Origin of the sequence: Novosphingobium sediminicola, from assembly GCF_014196525.1 — a bacterium.
GTDB lineage: Bacteria > Pseudomonadota > Alphaproteobacteria > Sphingomonadales > Sphingomonadaceae > Novosphingobium > Novosphingobium sediminicola.
In genome coordinates, this window is the sequence record NZ_JACIDX010000031.1 from 13,580 (window position 1) to 28,560 (window position 14,981).

Sequence of the window (14,981 nt, forward strand, 5' to 3'; positions counted from 1 at the left end):
AAAATCCGACAGGGTCTGCGCGGGCGCGGTGATGTTGCCGCATTTGTCCAAGGGTAAGGCCTGCCTCATGGCAGGATTGTGTCGCAGGGCACCATGAGCAGACTCAGCTCTGCATGGAAATACCACCTCAAGTCTGCCGCAGATGATGATGCAATATGGACATGCTGAAGTAAATTGACTAGGCAATAGTCTGTATTTGGGGCAAATTGATCCAATGGTGTCAGTCGTGATTGCCGGTCTGGCGATTGCTGCCTTCGCGCAGCAAGATGATCCGCCTTCGGCTCCGCCCGCCTCCGCATCCGATCTTACGGCGGCGCAGCTTTTTGCTTTTGCCGATGCCGCGCGCGATCGGGACGATTTTGCGACTGCCCGGATCGCCTACAGGGCTCTGGCCACCAATCCCGACATGGATCTGCGCAATGAGGCGCGCTTTCGTCTGGCGATGATGCTGGCCAATCGCGAGCACCGGCTGAAAGAAGCTGCGGTGGAATTGCGCCGCATTCTCGACGAAAAACCGCAGGCCGGGCGGGTGAGGCTTGAACTGGCGCGCATTCAGGCGGAGCTGGGCAATCTGGGCGCGGCTCAGCGGGAATTGCGGGCGGCGCAGGCGGGCGGTCTGCTCGCTGACATCGAGCGCATGGTCCGCTTTTATTCGGCGGCGCTGCACGCCGGCAAACCATGGGGTGTCAGTCTCGAGGCAACCCTGGCACCGGACTCCAACGTCAACCGGGCAACAAGGTCCGACACGCTCGGTACGGTGCTTGGCAATTTCACCCTCGACCGGAATGCCAGAGAGCGATCGGGATTGGGGCTGGCGCTGCGCGGCCAGAGTTTTTTGCGCATGCCGCTCTCATCGGGGATCGGCATGGTTGCCAGAGCCAGCGGGCAGGCGAGCCTCTATCGCGATGCGGGTTTCAACGATGTGCTGGCGGGGGTGCAGCTCGGTCCCGAAATGCTGTTCGGCAAAGATCGCCTTTCTCTGGCGGGAGGCCCGACATGGCGCTGGTTTGGCGCGGAGCCCTACAGTCTGTCGTGGGGCGGCAGCGCCACCTTCCTGCATCCGCTGGGCGCGCAGGCCCAGTGGCGGCTGGAAGGCGGCCTCGCGCGCACCACCAATTTTCGCAACAGTTTCCAGACCGGCACGACCAGCTCGCTGACTTCCGGTTATGATCGGGCTTTTTCCGCGCGGCTCGGCGGCGGCGTTCAGGCAAGTATCAGCCGCACGGCGGCGCGCGATACGGGCTACTCCGATGTCGCAGCAGGCGGATCGCTGTTTGCCTTTCGCGAAATCGGCGCCGCCACATTGGTGCTCAGCGGCGGGTACAGCCGTCTTGAGGCCGACGCAAGGCTGCTGCTTTACCCGCGACGGCGCAGCGACGACCGCTTCACGGCATCGGCCAGCCTGACATGGCGGCGGCTGCAATGGAAAGGATTTTCTCCCCTCGCGCGGCTGCGCTGGGAGCGCAATCGTTCGACCGTAGAGATCTATGACTACCGCCGCATTTCCGGCGACATCGGCATCACATCGGCTTTCTGAACAAAGGGCTTGGGGCATGATTATCATCAAGACTCGCACAGCTGTGCTGTCCACTGCGGCTTCGCTGATGCTTGCCGGATGCGGCGGGGGTGACGGCGGCGGCGGTGTCGGATCCACACCAACCCCTTCCTCGCCGGTGATCGGCTCGGGTACGAACACCAGCCTGACAGGAACCCTGGCCAGCGAAGCCTTTCTGAATTCGGCATCCTTTGCGGCAATCAGCGTGCCCCGCAGCGGAGCTGCAGCGACGACCTGGGCAGGCTCTGCCTCATTGAGCATCATTTATAATGCCGCGACCGGCACCTATTCGCTCAACGATGGAACGCGCAGCGTTTCCGTCGGCGCCGCCAATATTGATCGCTCCAAATCCAATACGGCTGTCACAACCTATGCCCTCGCCGGCGGTGCCACCAGCGACAGCATTATCCTGACCAACAGCGGCTCGAGCGCCGGACTGACCCGTTATGTGGGGGCTGGCGTCTGGTTGCGTGAACTCGACCTTGCCACCACCATTGATGGGCGGGTAACCAGCTTCACCTACGGCGTGCAGACCGGCGCGGGCGCCCTTCCGCGCAGCGGTTTGGCCAGCTTCGATGTCAACCTGCTGGGCGTGCGCAGCTCCGGTGCGGCAATCTATGCGCTGGGCGGCAACGGCAGGCTCAACGTCGATTTCGGCACGGGCGCCATGTTCGGCAGCGGGCTTTACAGCGAGACGAACTCGACCACGGGCGGCGTGTCCGACAATCATGCCTGGCAGTCTCAGGCGCTGATCTCATCGTCAAAAAACAGCTTTCTTGGTCTGATCCAGACGGATTCTGCGGGTAACGGCGAATGGCACGGCGCCTTTTACGGCCCTTCCGCGCAGGAGGTCGGCGGCAGCTGGTCAACCGATACAGGAAATGGAAATGCGGGCAGCGGCGTGATCTGGGGGGCGCTGGGCACCACATCGCTCAATGGAGCCGGCAGTCTGACCTCACCGCAGAGCGATGTCTTCTTTGCTCCCCTGTCGGCCTCGCTTTCGGCAAATTCTGCAGCCGCAGGCGGCAATCTGTCATCCATTGCCGGCGGGGCGGGCCTTGCTGCCATCTATCGCGCCAAGTCGGGCGCTCAGGATGTTGTCTATTCCAGAGACGGCCGGATCACCTCCCCGTCGTCGTCCGGTGCGCTCACCTATCAGCAGTTCAACACCGGTCTGCTCTATACAAGAGGCGGTGTGGAATATGACATGCGGACCGGCAACCTGCTCTTTGATGCCTATGCCTACGGCTTTGACACGCAGGCCGGCGCGGTGCCGCGCACCGGCTCGGCCACCTATGGGCTTGTGCTGCGCGGTGCGGCGGCCCCGGTCGGCCAGCCACTGCGCGACCTGTTCGGAAACGGAGCTTTGCAGGTCAATTTTTCCGGCAATACACTGACCACGCAGGGCAGCTATTCTCTGGCTGCCCCCGGAGCGGACAGTTACAGCATTATGCGCAATCCGATCGACCGGGGCAACTGGAGCGGCACGGCCGTAATCTCCTCCACCGCCAATACCTTTTCCGGCACGCTGGCCTTTGACAGCGACAATACCGCCGATTTTTCGGCCAGTATGACGGGCAGGTTTTTTGGTCCCGCTGTGCAGGAAGTGGCCGGCAGCATCAGCGGAACCGCCGGCGACGGATCGCGTCTGGCCGCTGCCTTCACCGGCAAACAGGACAGCAGCATCGGCGCTGCCCTTAACGGACTGTCCAGCCTGACCGGTGTGGCAACACTGTCCGGCAGCAGCGCTTATCTCGACGATAATCCGGCGCTTTCCGCGCCATGGACTGACCTCGATTTCAATGTCGGCACAATATGGGATACTTCGGCCAGATCCTATCGTTTCAAGTCCGGCACTTCGGGGACCTACGCCCTCGACAAGACCTTCCTTGATACGGACAAGGTAGCAGCGCAAAGCGATGCAACCTACACCGTCTATCGCAATGCTTCGGGCGATGCGCGTGTGCTCAATCCCGGCGCCGGCAATCCTCTGATCGCATTGACCTACACCAGCTTTGCCGAAATCACTGCCGCCACTGGCACGATGCAGAACCCGGCCACATGGTATGTTCCGTTTGGCGCTCCCACACCCGATTTCCAGATGCCGCGCTCGGGTTCGGCCAGCTATGCAGGCGTGGTTGTCGGACGCGGCGATGGACCGGGCGCGACCAATGCGTCCAATCTGTCCGGAACCAGTACGCTTGCCGTGAATTTCACCACTTCCGCCGCGACCATGAATATGGCGCTGACGGCCACCAATCGCACCACCGGGGCCATTCAGGCCATCGGCACCATCACCTATGCCGGTTCCATCGGCAATTCCTGCCCGTCCTGCAGTCAGAACACCCTGTCAGGCTACCCGACCACCGCTGGTACTTCGGGCACGCTGACCGGCATGTTCTACGGCGCCAATGCCGCAGAATTCGGGGGTGCTTTCAATCTTAATCTCAACAATGCCGCTGCGGGGCAGGCATCCTCTTTCGCAGGGGCCGTGGTCGCCAGAAAGGCACCGTGAGCGGGTTGAGTGTTTGCCGTGTGCCAAGGGGATGAGGGCCGCAAACCTCTCTGACTGCTGATGTCCGCAAGCAAGTGATGCAGTCATCGCGGGCGAGGCTCCGCCGCCAATTTCGGGCAGGACCGGAGGCTTTGCCGGATGCTGTTTACGAGCGCTGCGGCCCATGCCGAACGTGAAGTCGACAGGTGGTGTCTCTGCGCGCTCTGCACTGACGACACCGTTCCAAAGGCCTCACCGGAGGCAGCAGGCGATGGCTGCAATCATGAAGCCCGCCTCAATCAGAACCGAACAGATCGCGCGTGAACACCTTGTCTTTCACATCGCTGATCGCGCTCGTCATGCGATTGGCAATAATGACGTCGCAATCCTGTTTGAAGGCCTCGAGATCGCGCACGATTGGGGAACCAAAGAACTCGTCCTGGGTTATGGTCGGTTCGTAGACCACGACCTGAATGCCTTTGGCCTTGATGCGCTTCATGATCCCCTGGATCGAAGATTGCCGGAAATTGTCCGATCCGGCCTTCATGACCAGCCGGAAAACGCCAACCTTTCGAGGTTTTCCGGCAATGATCCGGTCAGCCAGAAAGTCTTTGCGGGTATGATTGGCATCGACAATGGCCCGAATGAGGTTCTGCGGGACCTGGGAGTAATTGGCCAGCAGTTGCCTGGTATCCTTGGGCAGGCAATAGCCCCCATAACCAAAGCTGGGGTTGTTGTAATGGTGCCCGATGCGAGGGTCGAGGCATATGCCGGCAATAATCTGACCGGTGTCCATCCCGCCGGCCATCGCATAGCTGTCCAGCTCGTTAAAAAACGCGACGCGCATGGCAAGGTAAGTGTTGGCGAATAATTTGATCGCTTCTGCCTCATCGGCATCGGTGAAAAGAACCTCGACGTCTTTCTTCACGGCACCCTGCAGCAGCAGATCGGCAAAGATCTGTGCCCGCTCGGAACGCTCTCCAACAATGATGCGGGAAGGATGCAGGTTATCATAGAGGGCCCTGCCTTCGCGCAGAAATTCAGGGCTGAAGATAACCTGCTGCGTATCAAAACGCTCACGGACGCTCCCGATAAAACCGACAGGAACAGTGGATTTGACCACGATCGTTGCCTTGGCATTGTTGTCGATTGCCGTGCTGATCACCGCTTCAACCGATGAGGTGTCGAACTTATTGGTATCGACATCATAATTGGTTGGCGTGGCGACAATGACAAAATCCGCGTCGGCAAGCGCTTCGCGAGGATCAAGGGTCGCTCGCAGGTTAAGCTGCCGATTGGCCAGGAATTCTTCAAGTTCGGTATCCGCAATCGGCGAATGACGGGCATTGAGCATCGCAACGCGATCGGCAGAGATATCGACTGCGACGACTTCATTATGCTGCGCGAGCAGGACGGCATTTGAGAGACCGACGTAACCAAGGCCAAAAACAGCGATTTTCATTCGGGGATACTCACGCGATGGTCGCCCCTTCTGCAAGAAAGGGCAAAGCGGGTTTGACGGTCCATGCCCTTAAAACAGGGCAGGCGGTCGCCTGAAAAACTATGACATGCACTCTCTATTCGCGCTTGCTGCCGGGACAGTCAATGGCTTTATGCTGCAACTGCACATCAACATATCTCGGGTGATGCGGTCAGTTATTCGCCTGTGCGAAGTCATTGGTGAGGCGGCTCATCAGCCTTGTCGGATCAAGGGGGGAGGGAACTGCCGCACAGCCTTCCACTAGCCCGTCTATCCTTCGCGATCGGGAACATGCGGCGCGATGCCATCCAACTTTGAGCTGACCTGTCTCCAGACCTCCCCGGTAACCCATCCCGCCGGTTGAGGAATGACCACTACGCCCGCGCGGGAGCGTCGCAACCCCCATTTGTCCGACCGTGTTACCGGCCTTCGGCCGGCGCCCGCACCACTCGTAAAAATGGAGGTTTCCCTGCGGCTGCGCCTCCGGTGCGTCGCCCCCTCAATCGCAGGCTGCGCTTCAGGTCATCCCGGCGGGAACGGCTCACCGGGAAGATCTGGAGACAGCATATGAACAAGGTTTTCCTTTCCGGCCGCATCACTTCCGAGATCAGCCGCTTCGGCACGGACAGCAAGGGCGGCGTCAGTTTCACCCTCGTCACCAGCAGGCCCGTCATCAAGGACGGCCAGGTCGTCAAAGGCGAAGATGGCTACACCGAGACTTACGACCAGTTCCACACCATCAAGGCTTTCAACGGCCTCGGCAAATCGATCGCCAACCACAAGAAGAAGGGCGACAAACTCATCATCACAGGCGAGATCCGGTATTCCCGCAATGAGAAGGACGGACGCACCTATTACAATACCGAGATCGTTGCTGACGAGATCGAGTTCCTCTGACCCTCAACGGGCGGCCCCGCCGCGATTTCCTCGAAATCGCGCAGTTTAAAGGAAGGCGGGCCGCCCTCCTATCCCGGAGACAGGGTCATGAACAACAGGTCCGCCAACAGGCATCTGATCGCCGCGCTGGATCGCCTGACCATGGTGCAGCGCATTGCCTATCTGCTCAACGCCACCGATGGCTTCAGCCTCGAAGCCATCGCCTTCAGGCACGGGGGGAGTATTCGTGAGGTGGAAACCGCTCCGGCGGGGGCTCTGGGCAAGATCACCGAGGGGTTGGGCGAGCCCTGACCGCAAAGAGGTCGGCATCGGCGCGGAAGGCATACGCGGCATGGGGTATGGAGGTCTGTGTGGCGCCCCGTAGAGCGGCGCAGCGCGCGAAGTTTGTCCGGTTGCAGGGGGGGCGGCCAAAGGGCTATTACCCCTGCACAGCCGCTTCCAGCGCGGCGAGCCGTTCGGTGCAGATGGTATGGACAATGCGCCCAAGTTCCTCGACCCGTTCCCCCAGCCATGCCAGTTCCTCGGCGGTGATCCGGTAATGTTTTGAAAATCGCGCCTTGACGTAAGCGTCCTTCAGCTTCTCGAACAGGGCGCGGTCCTTGCGCAATTCCCGAGGCCATGCTTCGACCAGCCGAAGGTCCAGTCGCTCAGCTTGGGTGCGCAGGAAGATGATGTTGTGGTTGTGTGGGCTGTAGAAGGTGCTGACCAGCAAGACGCAGTTGTAAAGACGTTCAGTCGTTTGATGCAGCATGAAAGCCGCGTCCTTGAACCACTCTCGGTGCAGATCATCCCTAAAATTGACGAACGCCCGCATTGCGCTGGGATGCCACTCCTCAAAATACTCCCGTGCCATATCGAGATTGGCCTGCGGTGTTCTTGGCATCGGCCTTGCCAACTCACGGTCATCAGACTCGTAGATCGCGATGCCTTCGTTGGCGATGTCCATGAAGAAGAACCGCCCATGGGCGAGACCGTCGTTCACCTGCTGAAGCGAATGCACGATGAAATTGACCGGGGTTCGCAACCGCCCCGCGATCATCTCCTCGATCAGGCGTTCATCCGCGCGGGTCCAGTAGGCGGCCCGGTCAGCCAGTTCCTTCTGGCTGACGATAATCAGCAGGTCGAAGTCGGAGCGATAGCCCTTGGCGGTATGAGGCTCATCAACCCAGCCGCCGCGCGCATGACTGCCATATAGAAGAATCTTGACGATCTTCCCCGTTTTGCGCCTGCCGGTCGCCTCCACATGCGCGCCGTCAAATTCCTCGAACAGCAGTTGCACCACGCGGTCGATTTCGCGCTGCTTGTGGGCCGGCAGATGATCGAGATCGGTTTTCATCACCTCATCCTAACAACATCTTGCGGGCCCTGCGCAACTGAATTGGCCGATGACGGGAAAGAGCCTGCCCGATGCCATAGCCCGTTCAACTTTGGGGGCACACGGTGGTTTTCCCCGCGACGCTTTGTTACCGGCTTTGCTGCCGCCACAGCCGCCCAAAGTGATCGATCACATCATCCGTGAATCATTCCATAAAACCCGTGATTTGCCCACCGCCAGAACTGGTTTTGCGGGCGCATTCGCTGGCTCATGCGAAGGGCCGGACGCACGCCCGAAGAGGGCGTAAGTGTAATGCACCGTACGCACGGGTGCTGCGAGGCTTTTTTCGATACATATCATATTTTTATGCCTGACTGCCGTGACTCCCAAAATTCCGAAAATCCGGGAGTCACGGCACCCAAGTCCAACTTTATCCATGATAAATTATTGATAAATATCCGGCCTGTTCTGGGTGTCATGACTCCCATCATGCAGCAGGCGGCGTGGCGTGATGCATCGAGCAAAATGGACTGAATTGTCCCATTGCAGCATTGAAGTCCGTACCGGATTCGCTTATATTCGCAAAGCTTACGACCTCAGGCAGAAGCTCTGTTCAACGGAGTTTCTGTATGACAAAATTGACTATTCGTCTCGACGAAGACCTTTACGCTCGTCTTGGGCGTCGCGCCCATGGTGCCGGCTTGCCTCTGGCTACCTTCTGCCGAAATATCCTGGCGCAGGCGGCGGATCCCCAGAACCGCTACATCTATTCTTCCAATGACGAGATCCTCTCGGCCTCGATCCAGACGCTGACGATTCTTGCTACCTTCGTAGGCCAGCAATCACCCAAAGCGCTGGAAGCCGGCACGGCCGAGGCGAGGGAGCTTTTGGCCGAGCGGGGCTTGCTTCCGGAAAGGAGCGGGTCATGAGCATCTTTCGCAACGATACGGTCGGCTCATGGACCAGGGGCGGGCAGGCTATCGTCCATAATCTGCGGATGACGACGCAGGTTTTTTATCAGACTTTGCTGGCGGGCTTTGCACTCTGGGCGATGGGCACAGTGTGGTATGCGCTCGAAAAATCCTCTGACTATGAACGCTATGTGTTGGTCAAACTGGCCGAGGCCGCGATCAAGGTCGATGCGGCGGCCGGCACCAATGCTCCGGTGCTGTTTCACACGCCCGACGGCACCACCTATCGCACCTCAGCCGACTGGCTGATAGCCTCGCCGCTGGCCAAAAACACGCTCCACAATTTCGAGATCTATCTGCTGCATGGTGCCCTGATCGCCGGGCTCTTCACGCTTTGTGCGCTGGCCTATGCGTGGTTCTATTTTACCCGGACGGGCAAGGGGCTTGGTTCCAACGAATATCTGCGCGGCGCGCATTTCGGGACCATCCGGCAGATCCGGCGCGCGCTGCGGGGCGAGCGGAAGGGACCGCTGCGCATCGGCGGCGTCCCCATGCCCTCCGACTTTGAAACCGAGCACCTGCTGATCTGCGGCGCGCCGGGGACGGGCAAGACCAATATCATCGTCAAGATGCTCGCCGGGATCCGGGCCGAGGGCAAGCGTGCCATCGTCTATGATACGGCCGGCACTTTCGTCGAAAAGTTCTACCGTCCAGGCATCGACACACTGCTCAATCCGCTCGACGCGCGCAGTGCGCACTGGTCGCCCTGGGTCGATGTGCCGCAGGAATATCAGTATGACCAGATCGCGGAATCGACGATCCCTGAACCCCATGGCGATCCCTTCTGGGCGAAGGCATCGCGCGGTACGCTGGTGGCGGTGCTGCGCAAGCTGGCGCGGCAGAAGCACACCTTCATCTCGGTGCTGCTGTTCCGATTGCTCCGCTCGAAGCTGAAGGATCTGGCCGCCTTCGTGGCCGATACCGATGCTGCGGCCTTTATCTCCACCGAGGGGGAGCGGACCTCGGCAGGCATTCAGGCTGAACTCGCTTCGGTGATGCGCAGCTTTGCCTATCTCGACGATACCGAGGATGCATTCTCGATCCGTGACTGGGTTGAAAAGGGCAGGGAGGGCAGCTGGCTCTTCATCACGGTGAAAGCCGATCAGCTTCCTTCGCTGCGCCCGCTGATCACCGTCTGGCTCGATATCGCGATCAGCGCTATCATGAGCCTGAAGCCCGATCGTGACCGGCGGCTCTACTGCATCATTGATGAATTGCCGACGTTGCAGAAACTCCCCTCGCTCTCCGACTTCCTTGCCCGGGCGCGCAAATATGGCGGCTGCGGTGTCCTGGGATTCCAGTCCTATCCCCAACTCGAGGCCACCTATGGGCGGCAGGAGGCTGCTGCCATCACCGGCTATTGCTCGACATGGGTGGCTCTGCGGGCGAACGATACCGACACCGCCAAACATGTGTCGGAGAATCTGGGGCAGGTCGAGCAGATCGAGGCCAATGAGGGGATGAGCTACGGGGTCAATGATATGCGTGACGGGATCAATCTGTCGCGCATGCAGGTGACCCGGCCGCTGGTGATGTCGACCCAGATGCATCAATTGCCCAACCTTAAGGGCTATCTGCGCTTCGGCCGCAGCCTGCCGGTGGTACAGTTTGTCGATAGCTACAACCGGATGCCGGATCTCGTATCCGGCTTTGTCGAACGTAAGGAAGCGCCCGCTCCGCATCCTATGGCCGCGGAGTTGATCAGGCTGGCAGGAGCCGAAGCGCGTCTTCGCGAAGCGGTGGGGAAGGGCATGCCGCAGCACAATAATGTGCGGATCGAACAACATCAAACGACCCAGCCAAGCGAGCCGACGGCGTCTGATGTAAAGGGAAGGCCCGCTGATCCCAAAATGCGAAAGGCCGGAGGTGCCACTGGTGAATCCCGAGGCACACAAGATTTTTTCGCGGGTTCCGATGTGCGGCCGATTGGATTTGAGGATATCATCGACTGCCCTCCGGAAAATCTCCCGCTGCCGCCTCGGGATGCCTGCGATCTGCTGTTGGCGCGGCAAGGCACAATCGCATCGAATCTGGTCCAGCATGGCGAAGTTGGCGGGCCGCGCAAAAAGGCGAGGCCGGCATGATTCATCCTGTCCGACTCACCGGAAAACCGGCTAATATCGCCCGCTATTATACTGTGGGAGACTATTATACCAAGGATGGGGGTGAGCATTCGTTGTGGGGAGGAGAGATCGCTAAAGACCTCGGCCTTGAAGGTACAGTCGATCCTGAAATATTTAAGGCCCTCCTGACTGGAGAGGTTGCTGGACAGCAGTTGGGACGATATAAGAAAGAAGGCGAAGTTCAGCACCATCCCGGCTGGGACTTCGCCGTCAGTGCTCCCAAATCCGTTTCAGTCATGGCGCTGGTTGTGGGCGACGAGCGTATTGTTGCCGCGCACGAACAGGCGGTCGGCAGCGCCATCGCCTATCTTGAAGAGCATGCCGGCCTGCGCCGCCGCGACGATGGAGAGATCCGGCATATAACCACCGGCCGTTTGCTCTTTGCCCGCTTTACAGAGCATGCAAGCCGCGAGCTTGATCCTCATCTTCACACCCATGTGGTCGTGCTCAATATGACCAATCAGGCACCCGGCGATCCGATGGCCAGCCTGGAAAGCAGGGCCATGTTTGCCGAGCAGATGACGGCGGGGCAGGTCTATCGCAACGATCTGGCGCATCGCCTGCGCGAACTGGGATATCAGATCGAGAGTGATCCCCGCAGCGGCCTGTTCGAGATCCGCGGTTTTCCCAGGGAGCTGGCAACAAGTTTCTCGCGGCGCGCTGAGGATATTAATGCCCATGCCGGCGAACATGGGCTGCGTGGGCAGGAGGCGCGGCGGCAGTCTTTCTATGCAACCCGACCGAAGAAGGAGAAGATCGATCTTGGCGGGTTGCATGATCGCTGGGTCACGCGAAGCCGTCCCTATGCCGACAAAATTGAACAAATAAGGGTCGATGCAGACAAGGTCGGGGAGCGCTCCCTGCCGGGTGACAAGGCCACAGCAGCAAGAGCGATGCTGTTCGGTATCCGTCAGGCCGAAACCCGCGAGGCTGTCAACAATCTGGGGCAGATGCTGCGTTTGGGACTTGCCAGCCATGTCGGGGAGGTTCGCCTGGCCGATATCCGACCGCTGGCCGATGAACATGAAGAGCGGCGCAAGTTACTGGCCACGCGTCAGCCCACCAGCGATCAGGTGCACATACGCGGACGCACCACAAAAGCGACGGCGCGTATGGAGCAGACTTTCGCTCGCCATCTGGCACTGGCGATCGATGATGCGCGGCCGATGGCTTCCGCGGATCGCCTGCTGGCGCGCCTCGAACATGCGGGCCTCAATCCTGCGCAGGAGCGCGCGCTGGTGGAAATCGCCACCTCGCGCGATCGACTTACCGGGCTGCATGGTGTCGCCGGCTCGGGCAAATCGACACTGGTCAGGGTACTGGTCGAGGCGGCCGATCCCGGCACAAGGGTGGTCGCACTGGCACCGACATCTTCGGCGGCCGCCGAACTCGGGGAAAAGGCAGGCATCCCCTCCCGCACGGTAGCGAGCATGATGGCAAGCGGCGGAAGCGGCATCACCCAATCTCATGTGTTGGTGATCGATGAGGCGGGGCAATTGGGCAATCGTCAGGCGCAGCGCATCCTCGAAATCAGCCGCGAAACCGGAGCGCGTGTGCTGTTTCTGGGCGACAATCGGCAGACTGGGGCGATTGAACAGGGCAAGGCCTTCTGGCTGCTCCAGCGCCTTGGCCTTCCCACCGCCCAATTGATGGAGGCGGTGCGGCAGGAGACCAGGGCCATGCATACGGCGGTCGCGGCCGCGCGAAAGGCGGACTATGCTGCTTCGCTTGCCGCGCTCGACAAGATTGTAAGTGGCGCCGATACCGAAGCTCTGGCGAAGGGGCTGGTCTCGGAATGGACGCGGCTCGGGCCTCAAAGTCGGCGTGGCACCAATATCCTTGTGCTCGACAATGCCACGCGCATTGCCGTCAATCATCAGATCCGCGAGGTGCTCAAGCGCGAGGGTAGTGTCGCGGCGCAGGATACCAGGCTTGAGGTGCTTTCTCCTGCCGGGATGAGCGATGAGCAGAAGCACAATGCCCGCTTTTATTCGGGCGGGCAGGTGGTGAGTTTTGCCCGCGACCACCCCGGGCAGGAGCTTGTCCAAGGTCAGGAATATCGCGTCGTAGGCATCGGGCGGGATGGGAACGGGCGCCAGATTGTCCGGCTAGTTGATGAGCATGGACGCCTGTTGCGCTGGGATCCGCGACTGGGTTCGGCGCGGCAGGTCAATGTGTTCGCCAGGCCTGAGGACAGATCATTGGCGGCGGGGGATCGGATCCAGTGGCGCCTTGCGACGAAAGAACTCGATCTGAAAAACGCCGAGCGCGGGACAGTCGAAAAAATTGATGGTACTGTGGCGACTATCCGGTGGGATCGGGGGAGCAGGGTTCAGCAGGTCGATCTTTCGCGCTTCCGCACCTGGGATCACGGTTATGCCGAAACAGTCTATTCGGCCCAGTCGAAGACCTATGATCGGGTCTATGTGCTGGCGCCGGTCCGTTCGGGGATGGTCAACGGACAGAACTATTACACGGCCATTACCCGTGCCCGCTTTGGGGCTAAGCTTTGGACTGAGGATGTCCGGCAGCTGAGCGAGAGGCTGACGCGGAATTCGGGCGAGAAGACTTCGGCGCTGGAAGGTCTGGGCAGGCTTGAAAGGGACGGCGCGAAGGCTGTTGCGGCCCGTTATCCCGATGCTCTACGCGCCGCGCGCGAGCAGCAGGATCGATTGCGACATGAACTGCATGATCAGCAGATCGAGCGGCATCTTAATCGTGCACATCCATCTGTTTTCTTGGCTGAGTGTGTCGCGAGGTTGCTGCCTCTGACCGTGCGGATGGACGATGTTCTTCGGGCCATTCTGGAGCGAGCACCATCCAGAAGCCATGAGACCGAGCTTGAAGTGCAGGTTCGTACTCAGCTCGTAGTCAGGCCCTCAGAGCCGGAGCTCGGGGCTGAGCGGGGACGATGAAAGGGTTGTATTCGATCAATTTGGAAGGAACTGCCCAATGAAAGTAAATTGGCAGATGACGTGGATTGCTGTCTGCTTGAGTGCAGCGTCTATTTCAGGGCAAGCAACCGCTGCACCATTAATCCGTGAGGAACCCGAAATTGCGCGCTGCATCAGGCAGGCGGCACAGGGCAGTGCCTGGTTGGAAAAGACCTTGTGGGGATTGCGCGATCAGGAGGCAGGGGGCGGCGGCGCCGAGGTTGCTAACACAAATGGAACGCATGATCTGGGAGTGATGCAGGTCAATTCAAGCTGGGTGCCGCGATTGGCCCGGATAATGAGGCGTCCAGAAACTCGGGTTCGTAGCTGGCTGATCTACGATCCCTGCTTTAACACGGAAGTGGCGCGCTGGATCTTTCTCTCGGCGCTCAGTCAAACCCGTGATTATTGGAAAGCAGTGGGAACCTATCACAGTCCGACCGCCCGGCGGCAACAGCGCTATACGGTCAGTTTCGCTGTTCATTTGCGACGCAGATTTGGAGCAAGACTCTTTCGGGGGGCAGTTCAGCGGCAGAGATAAGGTGGACGGCTTCTGTCATTGGATGCTTTGGTGCAAGATAGATCGGCTTGGGGATCATGCTTTTGTCCGTGGTCGACGCTTGGCCGTCACATGATGCGGTCGGAAAGGTCAGGGTGCCGATCTCGAAAACGGCGTTTATCGCCAAGGCGTCCAGCGGCACTTCCCTGACCGACGTCTCCTTGCCGGTCATCCCGCAGATGGAGCTCTACAAGTGTTCGGTATGTGTGCGTCGTCGCTCTCCTAGCCCCCCTTATTCACGGGGGTTCGGCATCTGGTCAATTTTGACGGCTTCGGGCCCTGGCAGCGTGAGCGGGTCGCGCGTCATCGCAGCGTCTGTTGCACCGCAGGAGATTGATGGTCTGCGAGGTTGAGTGCGACGGGGTGGACGTTCAGCGGCACAGCCGCTCTGGCTATGTCGGGGCAGGCTTGAAGGCCGCGGCGATGGCCCGGAAGGCGTTGGCATCCGGACACGCCGAGGCGAAGGCCACGCGGATCCGGGATGCTGTTTCGATAACGCGGGCCGCGACCTTGAGAAGCCGCAGGCGTAGGGTCGCGAACTCGGCGGTGGCGAGCGTGGTGGTTTTCGGGATGGCTTGCCGGAGGCGCCACATCAGCCAGTAGGCGGCGGTATGCAGGATCAGTCGCATCTGGTTGGCATTGGCTGAGCGGCAG

General features: G+C 60.1%; 11 protein-coding genes. 8 read left to right on the forward strand and 3 right to left on the reverse strand.

Features of this window, described 5'->3' with window-relative positions; all coding sequences use genetic code 11:
• Window positions 1-214 precede the first annotated feature (214 nt).
• Together GGR38_RS23065 and GGR38_RS23070 are read left to right on the forward strand one after the other, a co-directional pair.
• Window positions 215-1,537 (forward strand): surface lipoprotein assembly modifier, encoded by a 1,323-nt coding sequence (locus GGR38_RS23065; protein ID WP_183629241.1) that lies wholly within the window; start codon window positions 215-217, stop codon window positions 1,535-1,537.
• Between the two features lie 16 nt (window positions 1,538-1,553).
• Complete coding sequence (locus GGR38_RS23070) at window positions 1,554-4,070, forward strand: beta strand repeat-containing protein (RefSeq protein WP_183629250.1); 2,517 nt, start codon at window positions 1,554-1,556, stop codon at window positions 4,068-4,070.
• A 274-nt stretch (window positions 4,071-4,344) separates the two neighbouring features.
• Here GGR38_RS23070 and GGR38_RS23075 read toward each other — a convergent pair whose 3' ends face one another.
• Window positions 4,345-5,511 (reverse strand): nucleotide sugar dehydrogenase, encoded by a 1,167-nt coding sequence (locus GGR38_RS23075; RefSeq protein ID WP_183629258.1) that lies wholly within the window; start codon window positions 5,509-5,511, stop codon window positions 4,345-4,347.
• A 585-nt stretch (window positions 5,512-6,096) separates the two neighbouring features.
• Between GGR38_RS23075 and GGR38_RS23080 the strand changes: the two genes are divergently transcribed.
• Both GGR38_RS23080 and GGR38_RS23085 read left to right on the forward strand, forming a co-directional pair.
• Window positions 6,097-6,426, forward strand: coding sequence for a single-stranded DNA-binding protein (locus GGR38_RS23080; RefSeq protein WP_183629260.1), 330 nt, complete (start codon window positions 6,097-6,099; stop codon window positions 6,424-6,426).
• A gap of 87 nt (window positions 6,427-6,513) precedes the next feature.
• Window positions 6,514-6,717, forward strand: coding sequence for a hypothetical protein (locus tag GGR38_RS23085; protein WP_183629262.1), 204 nt, complete (start codon window positions 6,514-6,516; stop codon window positions 6,715-6,717).
• Between the two features lie 127 nt (window positions 6,718-6,844).
• Here GGR38_RS23085 and GGR38_RS23090 read toward each other — a convergent pair whose 3' ends face one another.
• Entirely contained in the window at window positions 6,845-7,762 is a 918-nt protein-coding gene (locus GGR38_RS23090; RefSeq protein ID WP_183629264.1) for a HEPN domain-containing protein, read from the reverse strand.
• Between the two features lie 608 nt (window positions 7,763-8,370).
• On the opposite strand from GGR38_RS23090, the gene GGR38_RS23095 reads away from it, so the two are divergent.
• The 4 genes from GGR38_RS23095 to GGR38_RS23110 are packed head-to-tail and all read left to right on the forward strand — an operon-like array spanning window position 8,371 to window position 14,309.
• Window positions 8,371-8,670: a CopG family transcriptional regulator gene (locus GGR38_RS23095; RefSeq protein WP_183629266.1), complete on the forward strand. Its 300-nt coding sequence runs from the start codon at window positions 8,371-8,373 to the stop codon at window positions 8,668-8,670.
• A complete protein-coding gene (locus tag GGR38_RS23100) occupies window positions 8,667-10,796 on the forward strand; it encodes a type IV secretion system DNA-binding domain-containing protein (protein WP_183629268.1) in 2,130 nt (709 codons plus the stop codon). Before GGR38_RS23095 ends, GGR38_RS23100 begins: the two co-directional genes overlap by 4 nt.
• Entirely contained in the window at window positions 10,793-13,750 is a 2,958-nt protein-coding gene (mobF, locus tag GGR38_RS23105) for a MobF family relaxase (RefSeq protein WP_183629270.1), read from the forward strand. Before GGR38_RS23100 ends, mobF begins: the two co-directional genes overlap by 4 nt.
• Before the next feature lie 37 nt (window positions 13,751-13,787).
• Window positions 13,788-14,309, forward strand: a complete 522-nt coding sequence (locus GGR38_RS23110; RefSeq protein ID WP_183629272.1) for a lytic transglycosylase domain-containing protein — start codon at window positions 13,788-13,790, stop codon at window positions 14,307-14,309.
• Window positions 14,310-14,719: 410 nt separating this feature from the next.
• Here the strand turns inward: GGR38_RS23110 and GGR38_RS23115 are convergent.
• On the reverse strand, window positions 14,720-14,981 hold a 262-nt coding region (locus tag GGR38_RS23115; protein WP_183629274.1), incomplete at its 5' end, for a transposase.